Here is a 13,350-nt window from a genome sequence, read left to right as displayed (position 1 = left end):
GGGCGTAACTGCTCGTGATCAAGCAATGTGACACCTGCGTAACGGGACATTCGTACCGTCGAGGGCATGACCACGACCCCCCGGCCGCAGCAGGAGACGCAAGCGGTGCGCACGGTCTGCTCGTACTGCGGTGTGGGCTGCGGTCTCGTGCTCGATGTGGCCATGGGGCCGGACGGGCGGCGCACGGTCCTGAAGGCGTCCGGCGACAAGGCGCACCCGGCGAACGCGGGCCGGCTGTGCACCAAGGGCGCGACCACGGCCGACCTGCTCGCCGCGCCCGGGCGGCTGACCACCGCGCTGGTCCGGGACGACCGGGGTGAGGAGCCGGTGCCCTCGCCCGTCGCCGACGCGATCGCCGAGACCGCCGCGCGGCTGCGGACGATCGTCGACGCGCACGGGCCGGACGCGGTGGCCTTCTACGTGTCCGGGCAGATGAGCCTGGAGGCGCAGTACCTCGCGAACAAGCTGGCCAAGGGGTTCGTGCGGACGAACCAGATCGAGTCCAACTCGCGGTTGTGCATGGCGAGCGCGGGCACCGGCTACAAGCTGTCGCTGGGCGCGGACGGGCCGCCCGGCTCGTACGAGGACTTCGATCAGGCGGACGTCTTTCTCGTCATCGGCTCGAACATGGCGGACTGCCATCCGATCCTCTTCCTGCGGATGATGGAGCGGGTCAAGGCGGGCGCCAAGCTGATCGTCGTGGATCCGCGGCGGACCGCCACCGCCGCCAGGGCCGATCTGTTCCTCCAGGTCCGGCCGGGGACCGACCTGGCGCTGCTGAACGGCCTGCTGCACCTGCTGCACGCGGACGGGCACACCGACCCCGGTTTCGTCGCGGCCCACACCGAGGGCTGGGAGGACCTGCCCGGGTTCCTCGGCGACTACGCCCCGGCGGCGGTGGCGGAGATCACCGGGCTCGCCGAGGACGACATCCGCCGGGCGGCCAGGCTGATCGGCGAGGCCGGCACACAGTGGATGAGCTGCTGGACCATGGGGCTGAACCAGTCCACCCACGGCACCTGGAACACCAACGCCCTGGTCAACCTGCATCTGGCGACGGGCGCGATCTGCCGTCCGGGCGCCGGGCCGTTCTCCCTCACCGGCCAGCCCAACGCCATGGGCGGGCGCGAGATGGGCTACATGGGCCCGGGGCTGCCGGGGCAGCGGTCGGTGCTCGTGGCTCAGGAGCGGGCGTTCACCGAGGAGGTGTGGGAGCTGCCGCCGGGGACCCTGCGGGCCGACGGGGTCGGGCAGGGCACCGTCGAGATGTTCCGGAAGATGGCCGACGGTGAGATCAAGGCCTGCTGGATCATCTGCACCAACCCCGTCGCCTCGGTCGCCAACCGGCGTACGGTCATCGAGGGCCTGGAGGCCGCCGAGTTCGTCGTCACGCAGGACGTGTTCGCGGACACCGAGACGAACGCGTACGCCGACGTCGTCCTGCCCGGCGCGATGTGGACCGAGGCGGAGGGCGTCTTCGTCAACAGCGAGCGCAACCTCACGCTGACCCGGGCCGCCGCCGATCCGCCCGGGGAGGCGATGGCCGACTGGCGGATCATCGCGGAGGTCGCGTGCGCGATGGGGTACGAGAAGGGGTTCTCGTACGACAGCGCCGAGCAGGTCTTCGAGGAGATCCGGCGGTTCCACAACCCGAAGACGCAGTGGGACCTGCGCGGTGTCTCCTATGAGCGGCTGCGCCGGACGCCCGTGCAGTGGCCGGCCGCGCGGGAGGACGGGCCCGAGCGCAATCCCGTCCGGTACGTGGGTGACGACGGGCTGCGGTTCCCGACGGCGAGCGGCCGTGCCGTCTTCTTCGCCCGGCCGCACCTGCCCGCCGCCGAGATGCCGGACGACGACTACCCGTTCGTGCTCAACACCGGGCGGGTGCAGCACCAGTGGCACACGCTCACCAAGACCGGGAAGGTCGCCAAGCTCAACAAGCTGAACCCCGGGCCCTTCGTGGAGCTCCATCCGCGGGACGCGGACGCGCTCGGGGTCGTGGAGGGCGATCTGGTCGAGGTCGCCTCGCGGCGCGGGCGGGCCGTGCTGCCGGCGGTGGTCACGGACCGGGTGCGGCCGGGCTGCTGCTTCGCGCCCTTCCACTGGAACGACCTGTTCGGCGAGTACCTGAGCATCAACGCGGTGACGAGCGACGCGGTGGATCCGCTGTCGTTCCAGCCGGAGTTCAAGGTGTGTGCCGTTTCGCTGGCGAAGGTGGCGACGCCCGTTGCGACGCCCGGGTCCGAGGAACCCGTCGCGGCCCTGACGCCCACCGTGGTCACCCCGGGCGGCGCCGACCCCTTCGGTCTGGAGCCCTCCCCTCCCCCGGTCCTGTCCGCCCAGGAACGCCAGTACCTCACCGGCTTCCTCGCCGGGCTCGGCTCGGGCGCCCCCGGCGTTCCGGTGCTCCCGCCCGACGCGCCCTTCACGCCCGAGCACGCCCTGTGGGTCAACGGGGTCCTCGCCGGCATGTACTCGCGCTCGGCGCCACCGGCCGCCCCCGCGAGGGAGCCGGCCGGCCGTGAGGTCGTGGTGCTGTGGGCCTCGCAGACGGGGAACGCCGAGGAGTTCGCCGCCGCCACCGCCGCGCGGCTGACCGAGACCGGGCACCGTACGAGCCTCGTCGGCATGGACGAGGCGGACGTCGCCGCGCTCGCCCGCACTGCGGACCTGCTCTTCATCACCAGCACCTTCGGGGACGGTGACGCGCCCGACAACGGCACCGGCTTGTGGGACACGCTCTCCGGCGAAGGGGCCCCGCGGCTTGAGGGTGTGCGGTACGCCGTGCTCGCCTTCGGCGACTCCTCGTACGACGACTTCTGCGGGCACGGGCGCCGGCTGGACGCGCGGCTCGACGAGCTGGGCGCGGTGCGGCTGGCCCCGCGTACGGACTGCGAGCCGGACTACGAGCCCTCTGCCGGGGCGTGGCTCGACCAGGTGCTCTCGGCGCTCGGCGGCACCACCGCGGAAGAGCGCAAGCCCGAGCCCGAGCCGAAGCCCAAGTCCGAGCCCAAGTCCAAGCCCGCCGCCACGATCGCCCGGCTCGTCGGCAACCGGCTGCTCAGCCGGCCCGGCGCGGGCAAGGAGGTCCGGCGGTTCACCTTCGACACCAGCGGGACGGACCTGGCGTACGAGGCCGGGGACGCACTCGGCGTGCGTCCGGTCAACGCGCCCGCCCTCGTGGCGGAGTGGCTGGCGGTGACCGGGCTGGACGCCGGGGCGGCCGTCGAGGTGGCCGGTGTGGGCGAGGTGCCGTTCGCCGAGGCGCTGGGCCGGCACCTCGACATCACGAAGATCACCCCGGACCTGCTGCGGTTCGTCGCCGAACGGGCCCGGGACAAGCACCAGTTGCGCAGGCTGCTGCGGCCCGACAACAAGGACGGGCTGGCGCAGTGGTGCTGGGGGCGGCAGGCCGTGGACGTGGTCGCCGAGTACGCGGTGCGGGCGAGCGCCGAGGAGTGGGCCGGGGTGCTGCGCAAGCTCCAGCCGCGGCTGTACTCCATATCGTCCAGCCCGCTGGTCGATCCGCATCAGGTGTCGCTGACGGTGTCCGTGGTGCGGTACGAGAACCTGCACGGCCGTCCGCGCGGCGGGGTCTGCTCGCCGTTCCTCGCCGACGCCGGGGCGGACACCGAGGTGCCGGTGTTCGTGCAGCGCTCGCCGCACTTCCGGCCCCCGGCCGACGCGTCGACGCCGATGGTCATGGTCGGCCCCGGCACCGGCGTCGCGCCGTTCATCGGTTTCCTCCAGGAGCGGCGGGCCCTCGGGCACCGGGCCCCCAACTGGCTGTTCTTCGGCGAGCAGCACCGCGCGACGGACTTCTACTACGAGGACGAGCTGACGGCTCTGCTCGACGAGGGCACCCTCACCCGTCTGGACACCGCCTTCTCCCGCGACCAGCGCAACAAGGTGTACGTACAGGACCGGATGCGCGAGCACGGGCCGGAGCTGTGGCACTGGCTGTGCGACGGCGCCCGCTTCTACGTCTGCGGCGACGCCTCCCGCATGGCCAGGGACGTGGACCGGGCCCTGCGGGACATCGCGGTGGCGCACGGCGGGCTGAGCGAGGCGGAGGCCGCCGCGTACGTGAAACACCTCGCGGCGGACAAGCGGTACGTACGGGACGTGTACTGAGCGGGCCGCGACTCCTTGGCGGTTCCTGAGGCGCACGCAGGTCCTTACTCGCCTCACACCCGTCTCTTCACCACCGTCCGGGCCCCGCTCACCGGCGGCGATTAGCGTCCTTCGGCGTGTACTCGGCAGAAACCACGCTGGTGGTGCCCGGCCCGCGCACGCAGTCGGCGGCGTCCGTGCCGCCGTCCCCGGCCCAGTGGCACCGCGTCCTGACCCTGCTCGCCGACATCAGTCTGCTGATCGGCACCCGTGCGGTGTGGGCGACGGCGGCCAGTCACCGGCCGGCCGTGGCCGCGGTGATCTCGGTGTGCTATGCCTCGATCCTGGCGTGCGGGGTGCTGACTCTGGTCGTCCGCCGGGAACGGTCACTGGCGCGGGTGGACCTGTGCGTGCTGGTGACGGGTGTGACGCTCGCCCTGTGCGCGTGGATCATGCTGCACCGGGGTTCCGACGAGGCGCTGCTCACCACGCAGGCGGCACGGGAGGTGGCCGCGGGGCATCCGGTGTACGGACAGCCGTGGCCCTGGCTCTTCGGCCACGGCGTGGCCCTCACCCCGACGGTGACCGGGGGCTACGACCTCACCTACGGCTATCCGCCGTTGGCCCCGCTGCTGGCCGTGCCGCTGCTGTGGCTGGGCCACGGCGGCACTCCGGCGACGGCGGTGAGCACGGGCGCGCTGGTCGCCGGCACGGTCGTGCTGTGGCGGATGCTGCCGGCGCCGTGGCGGTCGGCGGCGACCATGGTGTGTCTGGGCTTCGGGATGCTTCCGTCGTACGGGCGGCTCGGCTACCCGGCCGTCGTGGCCCTGGCCCTGCTGGTGCCGGTGGTGGTGCGCTGGCCCCGCATCGGCGCGGGCGGGCGGCTCCGGGCGGCCGGTCTGGCACGGGCCGCATGCCTGGGGGCGGCGTGCGCGGCACAGCAACTCCCCTGGTTCCTGGCACCGTTCCTGCTGGCCGGGATCTACGCGGTGCGCCGCGGCGAACTGGGCGGCCGGGCCGCGGCGCTGGTGGTGCTGCGGTTCGCCGGGGCCGCGGCGACCGTGTGGCTGCTGATCAACACCTACTTCGCCGTCAGCGAGCCGGGCACCTGGCTGACGGGGATCGCCCTGCCGCTGACGCAGGGCGCGGTGCTGCACGGGCAGGGCGTGGTGGACATCTCGCTGTACCTGACCGACGGCAGTGACCGGCTCGACTGGTACTCCTCCGCGAGCCTGCTGCTGCTCGCCGGCCTGCTCGCGCTGTTCGTGCTGTTCGTACGGCGCCTGGGGCCGGCCGCGACGGTCCTGCCCTGGTGTGCCTTCTATCTGGCGACCCGCTCCCAGGACGGCTACTACCTGTTGATGACGCCGTTGTGGCTGGCGGCGGCCGTCACCGCGCCCGCGTCGGCCTTCGCCGGGGCGTGGCAGCCCCGTCCGCGGTCGCTGTCGGGCCCGCGGCGCCGCCCGGCCCGGATCGCCCTGACGGTGCTGCTGCTCATGCCCGCGCTGGGTGGCGCGGCCGTGGCGGCGACGGGCACGCCGCCCCTGCGGATGCGGGTCGTCGCGGTCCGCCACGCCACCGCGGCCACCGTCTCCCGCCTCACGCTGCAGGTCACCAACACGGACGGCACGGCCCTCGCCCCGCACTTCACCCTGACCATGGGCCAGGGCATGGACCCGTACTGGAAGGTCGTCCGGGGGCCGCGCAGTCTGCCCGGGCATGCCACCGCCCGCTATGAACTCCGGCCGCCCTCGGGCCGGTTCACCCTGCCCCGGCCGGGGGCCCGGATCCGCCTGCGCGCGTTCACGGCGTCGCCGCAGACCCTGTCGAGCGCGGATGTGCAGCAGGCGGTGCACCGAACGGGCTGAACCCGCGCCGGGGTCGTGTCAGCCGCTGGTCCGGACGAAGCGCAGGCCGGCGGTGACCGTGGTCAGGCCGCGGATCATGCCCAGCTGGTTCCAGCCCATGCCGAACTGGTCCCGGTCCACGCTGAACTCCGTCTCCAGCGTGAGCCCCGTGGCGTTCCCGTCCTTCAGTCGGGCGGTGAGGGACAGCGGCCTGCTGACGCCGCGCACGGTGAGCTGACCGACGATGTGCACCTGGTCGCCGTCGCGCAGCTCGGCGCTGCGGGCCACGAAGGTGATCTCGGGGTGGTGGTCGGCGTCGAAGAAGTCGGCGGACCTCAGGTGGGTGTCGCGCTTGGCGTTCTTGGTGTCGAGGGAGGCGACGTCGAAGGTCAGGGTGCCGACGGCGGACCCGTCGGACCGGACCTCGCCCGAGCCGCTGATCGCGCCGAACGTGCCCTTCACGGTGACCAGGCCCCACATGGTCTTGTGCCGGATGCCGACGGTCGAAGCGGTCGTGTCGAGCTGCCACAGTCCGGTTTCCACGGCGACGGTCATGATCTTCCTCCACTCATATCGTCCAAATTTGGATGACTGCACGCTAGCGTCTCGTCCAAAATTGAACAACCCTCTTCTCCAAATTTGGACGACAGGTACGCTGGATGCATGGCCGACCCCCAGGAGCACCCCGCCGACCTGCCCGAATGCCCGTTCACCGAGGGCAGCGGGCTGCTGCCGGCGGAGCTGCGCGCCTGGATGCTGGTGCTCGCCGCGACCGGGGCCGTGGAGCAGCGGCTGCGCTCGGTCGTGAAGGAGAAGCTGGACGTCTCGCACGACGAGTTCCTGATCCTGTGCCTGCTCGCGGAGCAGCCCGAGGGCGGCCTGCGCATGACGCGCGTCGCGGAGCTCCTGGGCCGCCCGAAGACCCGCCTCACCTACCAGATCGCCTGCCTCCAGCACGCCGGCCTCGTCACCCGCAGGTCGGTGTGCGGCGACAGGCGCGGTGTCGAGGTCACCCTCACCGACAAGGCCCGCCGCCTCCTGACCGAGGCCTCCGGCCCGCTCGCCGAGACGGTGACGCAGTCCCTCGCCCGCTTCATGGGCCCGGACCAGCGGGAGGCGCTGTGCGCGCTGGTGCCGGACCTCGCCGAGGAGTCCCGCCCGGACTGAGGGAGGTCCGGGAGCCGGAGACGCCGGTCGCGGCGGCCCGACTAAACGGAATCGGAACCTCCAGCACATCTGCACACGGTTCGCCAGGACGCCGGGGGACGGCACGCAGGGCGCCAAGTCAGTGCCGTGGCACGGGGATTTGGCGCCGAAGTGCCCGCTTCGGGAATCGGGGCGCAATACCCGTGCGCACGACGGGGCGACAGGGTGTGTGAAGAAGTGGGCGCATTTCGTGTGCCCGTGGTCATGGTGGTGAAGACGGTCACCGAAAGGCGCGGTGCGGTGCCGGGAGGCGGCTGGAACTTTTCTCCCGCGGAGTGCTTTGATCCTGCGCACGGCGGAGCCGTCGGTGCGGAATCTCGGTTCTGAACTCGGCAACCCCCCACGCTCGCCGCCATTGCGAGATATTCACGCGAAGGGAAACACCTCCAATGAACCTCACCTCTCGGGTCGACATCGCCGAGCTGTCCGACGCCGACCTGGAGACCGTCTCCGGCGGTATGGCGGGCGGCGCCTCCGTGGGCCTCGTGGGCAGCCTCTCCAGCGGCCTGGTCGAGCCCCTGACCGCGGGCGTCTGCGCCGACCTCCAGGGGTCCCTGTCGTCGGACGGCGCCTCGGCCGGCGGCAGCGCTGCCGTTCACACGACGTCGCTCTGACGGCATCCGCGCTAAGGGCCCCGGGACGCGTTCCCGGGGCCTTCGCCGTACCCGGGCGCTTCCCCACGGTCGCAAAGGTGGGGAATTCGCGAAGCTCGTGACGGAATTCTGGACACGACGGGGGTGGGTAACACCGCGGCACGGCATGACGCAGACTTACACGGGCCCCTCAGACCCGGCTGTAAAGCGTTAGGACAAACCCTGTGAAACCCGACTTGACCCGGACCGAAGAACTTCCGATCTACGAAAGCCTCATACGCGAACGCGGCGACGTCGTCGAGGAGGCTCGCGTCGTCGCCGAAGAGACGCAGCACCAGATGACGCAGGCCCTGAACGGGCACGCACCGGTCCAGCAGGAACCCAGCCCCCAGCAGTAGGCCTCACGCCCGGGCATCGCCCCGCGGCGGGGCCGCGTTCCCCGTGCCGAAGGCCCACGCCATCCCCGGTTCCGTCACACAGCGGAAGACCCGCCGCACGGACGGCGTGCACAGCGCTGTGACGACCACGGCCGCGACCAGGGTGGCGGCGAGCACGCCGACGGGTCCGTGGACCCAGGCCGGCTCGTACCAGCCCCCGTACGTGGCGGCCTGCGCGACGAAACCGTGCAGCAGATAGCCGTACAGCGTGCCCGCGCCCAGCACGGTGAACCACGTCCGGCGCCCGGGCACCCAGGCGAGGAAGCAGGCGACCAGGACGGCCGAGCAGCCGAAGGCCGCCAGTGTCATCACGGGCCCGTACCAGAACGGGGCGGCCAGTTCCCGGGCGCTGTCGGCGTGGAAGAACCAGGCGTAGTTCATCCGCGGCACCGCCCAGTACGCCACACCCAGCGCGCAGACGCCCACCGGTACGGCGAGGATCCGCGCCTGCCGCCGGCGCACCAGCCGGAAGTGCTCCGGCCGCAGCAGCAGGCCGGCCACGAAGTACGGCAGGAACTGAAGCGTGCGCTGGAGGTCGAGGTCGTGCCCGATGGACGGCGAGAGCGTCGCCAGCATCGCGATGACGAGGGCCGTCGGCAGCGGCCACCGCACATGCCGCCAGAGGGGCGTCGTCAGCCGCCAGACGAACAACGCCGCCAGGAACCAGGTCAGATACAGCGGATCCAGCAGGCTGACCGGGCGGTCGGGGTCCTGGCTGGTCCACCGGGTGAACAGGGTGTACGCCGTCTCGAACACCACGTACGGCACGGCGACACCGGTGACCAGGCGTTTGAGGCGCGCCGGGCTCCCGTCGAAGGTGCGCGAGAAGTAGCCGGAGACGATGATGAACGCCGGCATGTGGAACGCGTAGACGAGCATGTAGAGCGCGGTGACGGCCCTGCTGCCCGACCGCAGCGGCTCCCAGGCGTGTCCCACCGCCACCAGCACGATCGCCAGGTACTTGGCGTTGTCGAAGAACGCGTCCCGCTGCCGCGCCGGGCGGGCCGCAGCGCCCCGTTCCGTTCCCCGCGGGGCCCCGGTCCCTTCGGCCACCGGGCGGGCCGTCGTCACCGTGTCACTCACGGGCCCTCCCGAAGAAGCCGGAACCGGCTGTGCCTCGTCTTGCCCGGGATAAGGGGGTGGCGTCTGCGCAGAACATCGCACGCACCCTAATCACAGGGCCGTGCCCCGGTTCAACTCGTGACGGGGGTGACTCGCTTCGGTTCATGCCCGGGTATACGTGTCCAGACGGGCGGTCGTCTCCGTGAGGGAGACGGGAGGGTGACGGTGTCGAGTCCTGAGGTGATCTCGTCGCAGACCAGAACGCGGGGGTGGGCGAGGAGGGCGCGGGCGAGGGCGGCGCGCTGGAGTTCGCCGCCGGAGAGTTCGCCGGGGCGGCGGTGGGCCGGTTCCGCCGGCAGTCCGAGACGGGCGAGGGTGGCCGACGCCTCCTCGGTCGCCGCCCGTTCGCCGGCACCCGGCAGCCGTACCGCAGTACGGGCCACCTGGTGCAGGACGGGCCGGTGCTCGTCGAAGGCGGCGCGCGCGTCCTGGAAGACGTATTGCACGGCGGCGAGTTGGGCATGGCTGCGGTGGCGCAGGCTGCGCGGGAGCGGTGTGCCGTCGAGCAGGACGTCGCCGTCGTGGTCGCGGTGGAGGCCGGCGAGGCAGCGGGCCAGCGTCGTCTTGCCGCTGCCGGAGCGGCCGACGACGGCCAGGCACGCGCCGGGGTGGAGCGCGAGGTGCGGGACGCGCAGGACGGTGTTGCCGCGGCCGTGCACGGCGGTCAGGTCCCGTACCACCAGCGCGGGTTGCCGGGCGTCGCCGCTCGGCCGGTCCTGTGGCGCGGCCCCCTGTGAGTCGAGCAGCCGGCGGGTCCACGCGTGGCGGGGCGCAGCCCACAGCCGCGCCGCGGGCCCCGACTCCACGACCCGTCCGGCGCGCATGACGAGGACCTCGTCGGCGAGGGCACGGACGACGTCCAGGTCATGGCTGAGCAGGACGACCCCGATGCCGCGGGCCGCGACCGCCGCCAGCTGGTCGCCGATCCGGCTCTCGGTGAGCGCGTCCTGGCCGGTGGTGGGTTCGTCGGCGACGATGACGCGGGCGCCGAGCAGCAGGGCCTGAGCGAGGACGACGCGTTGCTGCTGGCCGCCGGAGAGCTGGTGCGGGTAGCGGCGCAGCACGGCTTCGGCGTCCGGGAGCTGGGCGTCGGACAGGGCCCGCAGGACCAGTTCGCGGGCCGCGCCGCGGCGTTCGCGCCGGGGCAGGTGGCGTACCCGGGGGGCGGGCGATGTCGTCGAGCAGGGCGCTGACGCGGCGGGCGGGGTTGAGGACGGCGGCGGGATGCTGCGGCACGTACCCGACCGGACCGTCCCCGGACCGGCGCACCTCCCCCGTGACCCGGGCACCGGCCGGGTACTCCCCCAGCAGCGCCAGGCCGGTGGTGGTCTTGCCGCTGCCGGAGGCGCCGGCCAGGGCGGTCACACGGCCGGGGAGCACGCGCAGGCGGACTCCGTCGACGATCGCACGGCCGTCGATCTCGCCGCGCAGGTCGCGGATCTCGGCCACGGGCTGCGGCGTCGGGGTCTGGTCCGTCTCGGTCACGGCCGCCGTCCCTTCGTTCTCGGGCTCTTCTCCAGGGCGGCAGGAAGCCGCCCTCGGCGTACAGACGGCGCTGCATCCGCTCGTAGACGGCCGCCCGCCCGGTCTTGTCGCGGGTCGACTGGGCCTGCTGGTAGAGGGCGTCGAAGTCCTTGTGCTGCCACTTGGTGGGGTTGGTCCTCGGTGAAACCGGCGGCGACGGCCGAGGTGTCCAGGGTGACCCTCAGCTTCCCGGCGCCGGCCCGCTTCAGCAGGGCGCGGGCGCGGTCGAGGTCCTGCTCGCGCTGGGGCAGGCCGTCGGCGTAGTACTCGTAGCCCTTGCCGAACAGGTCGTTGCCGACCTCGCCGGCCCCGGACAGGGCTCCGTCGACGAGCTCCTTCCGGTCGGCGATGAGGAAGAACGCCTGGCGCACCCGCTCGTCGTCGAAGGGCGGCCGGTCGGTGCGCGGAGAAGTGCCGTCGGCGAACGTGCGCTGCACGGGTCCCGGGCTGCCGACCCGGTAGCGCGCTGGAGCCCGGGACTCAGGTCTCCTTCCACACCAGCACGGTCAGCACCGCGCTCGCGACGGTCACCGGGCCGGCGGCCTGGTTCAGCAGCCGTACCCGCATGCTCCGGCCGGACGGGAGCCGCTTCGTCAGGGGCACGACCGCGAAGGTGCCGCCGCCGGTCCCGACGATCTCGTGGATCGGGTGGTCGGCGCGGTGCTGGTCGCCCTCGTACTCCGACATGCGTGCCTGGACTACCGCACCCGCCGGCAGCCCGTCGATGTGCAGGCTGACGCTCCCGCTGAAACGGGCCGGGCCGCGGACGAAGACGCTCCCGCCGGTGGCGTGGTCGCCGGTCTCGTCGGCCCACTCCGTGGCGAACTCGACCGAGTCCCAGGCACCGGGCGCGAGCCGATAGCCCCCGGCGGCACCGAGGTTGACGTACTGCGGCATGGGGTCCTCTCCTTCCCACAGGCCCGCCCGGAGGGCCAGGGCGTCGGCGACGTCACGGCGGAAGCCGGCCATGTCGAACCCGCGCGGGTCGACCTTCCAGTCGCTCCACTCCAGGTGTCCGATCGCGCTCTTGGGGCCCCAGCGGTGCGCGCGGCAGATCGCGGCCGTGGCCTTGACGATGGCGATGTACTGGGCGCTCGGCCACGGGTCCTTGCCGTCGCCCTTGTTCTCGCATTCCCAGCCGTAGAAACGGGCGTTGCCGTCGACCGCGCCGGCCGAGCCGTCGTGCTCGTGGGTCGCGGGCGGATACGTGCCGTACGACTCGCCGATGACGGCATCGAGAACGTCACCGTCGCCGCCGCCGGCGTGGTTGGCCCGGCCGTTGCCGGTCAGGTGGACGACGCCGTCCTTGGTGATGCATCCGGTGGCGAGCGGACCGGGCAGGGCGCTGTGGCCGTGGTAGATCAGACCGACGACGTCCGTGCCGGGCCCGGTGACGGTGTGATGGATCATCACCCCGTGCACGGGACCCCACGGGCCCTTGTGGTTGCGGTTGTGGGTGCGCCATCCGCCGACCTCGTGAACGGCGCAGCCCTCGGCCTTCAGCGCGGCGACGAGCCGGGCGGCGGTGAGCGGTGTGGCCATGCGTCGGTCCTCCGTTTCGGCGCGCTCGTGCCGGTCCGAAGACACTCGTGCCGGTCCGAAGACAGCGGTCGCGGTTGCGGAGTGTGCCCGGCGGCTCGTTTCGCCCGAACCTGCCCTGGTACCCCGCCAGGCCCTCACCCACCATTCTTCCGCCGCTTGCCTCATCGCTCACCTCGCCGTACGCCCGCACACAAATTCGGCGAGATTACGACGCTGCCGCATCAGGAAGGGCAGGGCAGCGCGGGACGCAGCGACTCCTCTTTCGTCCGCACCTGCCGACCGCCTACCTCGGAACACCACTCATTCGTATGGACCGCTCGGCCGTTCGGCCCCAAGGAGCCCCACGTCGGACGGCTGTTCCGCATCAGGAGGACTAGTTTCCGGCGGGTCAGACACGCACTGCCGATCGAGGAACTCATGGCGACACATACCGAACCGGCCGCTCCGGTACCGGCGGCGGAGCGCCGCGGCCCGGGCCAGGTGATCGTCTCCTGGGTGACGACCACGGACCACAAGAAGATCGGGCACCTGTACCTGATCACGTCGTTCGTCTTCTTCCTCATCGCCGGGGCGCTGGCGATGGCCATCCGGGCCGAGCTGGCCCGGCCGGGGATCCAGTGGCTGTCCCACGAGCAGTACAACCAGGCGTTCACCATGCACGGCACGATCATGCTGCTGCTGTTCGCGACGCCGACGTTCGCCGGGTTCGCCAACGCGGTGATGCCGTTGCAGATCGGCTCCCCGGACGTGGCCTTCCCGCGGCTGAACATGTTGTCGTACTGGCTGTTCCTCTTCGGCGGCCTGATCGTGCTCGGCAGCCTGCTCACCCCCCAGGGCGCCGCGGACTACGGCTGGACCGCCTACACCCCGCTCAGCGGTGGGGAGCGCACTCCCCAGGTCGGCGGGGACCTGTGGCTCATGGGCCTGGCCCTGTCCGGGTTCGGCACCATCCTCGGCTCCGTCAAC

Annotated in this window: 9 protein-coding genes and 2 pseudogenes; 6 read left to right on the top strand and 5 right to left on the bottom strand. The window is 72.2% G+C overall.

Annotated elements, in window-relative coordinates; genetic code table 11:
• Positions 1 to 66: 66 nt before the first annotated feature.
• Both GTY47_RS12905 and GTY47_RS12900 read left to right on the top strand, forming a co-directional pair.
• A complete protein-coding gene (locus GTY47_RS12905) occupies positions 67 to 4,134 on the top strand; it encodes a bifunctional nitrate reductase/sulfite reductase flavoprotein subunit alpha (protein ID WP_029180746.1) in 4,068 nt (1,355 codons plus the stop codon).
• A gap of 143 nt (positions 4,135 to 4,277) precedes the next feature.
• Positions 4,278 to 5,981, top strand: a complete 1,704-nt coding sequence (locus tag GTY47_RS12900) for a membrane protein (RefSeq protein ID WP_040902536.1) — start codon at positions 4,278 to 4,280, stop codon at positions 5,979 to 5,981.
• An 18-nt stretch (positions 5,982 to 5,999) separates the two neighbouring features.
• On the opposite strand, the gene GTY47_RS12895 is transcribed toward GTY47_RS12900, so the two are convergent.
• Positions 6,000 to 6,515, bottom strand: coding sequence for a YceI family protein (locus GTY47_RS12895; RefSeq protein ID WP_010033792.1), 516 nt, complete (start codon positions 6,513 to 6,515; stop codon positions 6,000 to 6,002).
• Between the two features lie 108 nt (positions 6,516 to 6,623).
• Between GTY47_RS12895 and GTY47_RS12890 the strand changes: the two genes are divergently transcribed.
• The 3 genes from GTY47_RS12890 to GTY47_RS40215 all read left to right on the top strand — a co-directional run bounded on the left by GTY47_RS12890 (position 6,624) and on the right by GTY47_RS40215 (position 8,157).
• The gene (locus GTY47_RS12890) at positions 6,624 to 7,127 is read left to right on the top strand and encodes a MarR family transcriptional regulator (protein ID WP_010033791.1); all 504 of its coding nucleotides are present in this window, start codon (positions 6,624 to 6,626) and stop codon (positions 7,125 to 7,127) included.
• A 428-nt stretch (positions 7,128 to 7,555) separates the two neighbouring features.
• Complete coding sequence (locus GTY47_RS12885) at positions 7,556 to 7,780, top strand: hypothetical protein (RefSeq protein ID WP_010033790.1); 225 nt, start codon at positions 7,556 to 7,558, stop codon at positions 7,778 to 7,780.
• Positions 7,781 to 7,995: 215 nt separating this feature from the next.
• Positions 7,996 to 8,157, top strand: coding sequence for a hypothetical protein (locus tag GTY47_RS40215; RefSeq protein ID WP_173937233.1), 162 nt, complete (start codon positions 7,996 to 7,998; stop codon positions 8,155 to 8,157).
• 3 nt (positions 8,158 to 8,160) lie between these two features.
• Here GTY47_RS40215 and GTY47_RS12880 read toward each other — a convergent pair whose 3' ends face one another.
• The 4 genes and pseudogenes from GTY47_RS12880 to GTY47_RS12865 form a co-directional block, all read right to left on the bottom strand.
• Entirely contained in the window at positions 8,161 to 9,249 is a 1,089-nt protein-coding gene (locus GTY47_RS12880) for an acyltransferase family protein (RefSeq protein ID WP_231911232.1), read from the bottom strand.
• 227 nt (positions 9,250 to 9,476) lie between these two features.
• Positions 9,477 to 10,767: pseudogene (locus GTY47_RS12875) on the bottom strand (ATP-binding cassette domain-containing protein); the annotation flags it as partial.
• Positions 10,768 to 10,843: 76 nt separating this feature from the next.
• Positions 10,844 to 11,246: pseudogene (locus tag GTY47_RS12870) on the bottom strand (ABC transporter substrate-binding protein); the annotation flags it as partial.
• Between the two features lie 76 nt (positions 11,247 to 11,322).
• Positions 11,323 to 12,384, bottom strand: a complete 1,062-nt coding sequence (locus tag GTY47_RS12865; RefSeq protein ID WP_010033779.1) for an N-acetylmuramoyl-L-alanine amidase — start codon at positions 12,382 to 12,384, stop codon at positions 11,323 to 11,325.
• Positions 12,385 to 12,801: 417 nt separating this feature from the next.
• Between GTY47_RS12865 and GTY47_RS12860 the strand changes: the two genes are divergently transcribed.
• The coding region (locus GTY47_RS12860) for a cbb3-type cytochrome c oxidase subunit I (RefSeq protein ID WP_010033776.1) at positions 12,802 to 13,350 on the top strand (549 nt) is incomplete at its 3' end.

Origin of the sequence: Streptomyces sp. SID5464 (genome assembly GCF_009862985.1) — a bacterium.
Lineage (GTDB): Bacteria > Actinomycetota > Actinomycetes > Streptomycetales > Streptomycetaceae > Streptomyces > Streptomyces chartreusis_D.
This window is presented reverse-complemented; position numbering and strand designations above follow the sequence as displayed.

Excerpts from the sequence above, each read along its gene's own strand:
- GTY47_RS12890 (WP_010033791.1), top strand. The coding sequence starts at position 6,624 with ATGGCCGACCCCCAGGAGCACCCCGCCGACCTGCCCGAATGCCCGTTC.
- GTY47_RS12895 (WP_010033792.1), bottom strand. The coding sequence starts at position 6,515 with ATGACCGTCGCCGTGGAAACCGGACTGTGGCAGCTCGACACGACCGCT.
- GTY47_RS12865 (WP_010033779.1), bottom strand. The coding sequence starts at position 12,384 with ATGGCCACACCGCTCACCGCCGCCCGGCTCGTCGCCGCGCTGAAGGCC.
- GTY47_RS12885 (WP_010033790.1), top strand. The coding sequence starts at position 7,556 with ATGAACCTCACCTCTCGGGTCGACATCGCCGAGCTGTCCGACGCCGAC.
- GTY47_RS12905 (WP_029180746.1), top strand. The coding sequence starts at position 67 with ATGACCACGACCCCCCGGCCGCAGCAGGAGACGCAAGCGGTGCGCACG.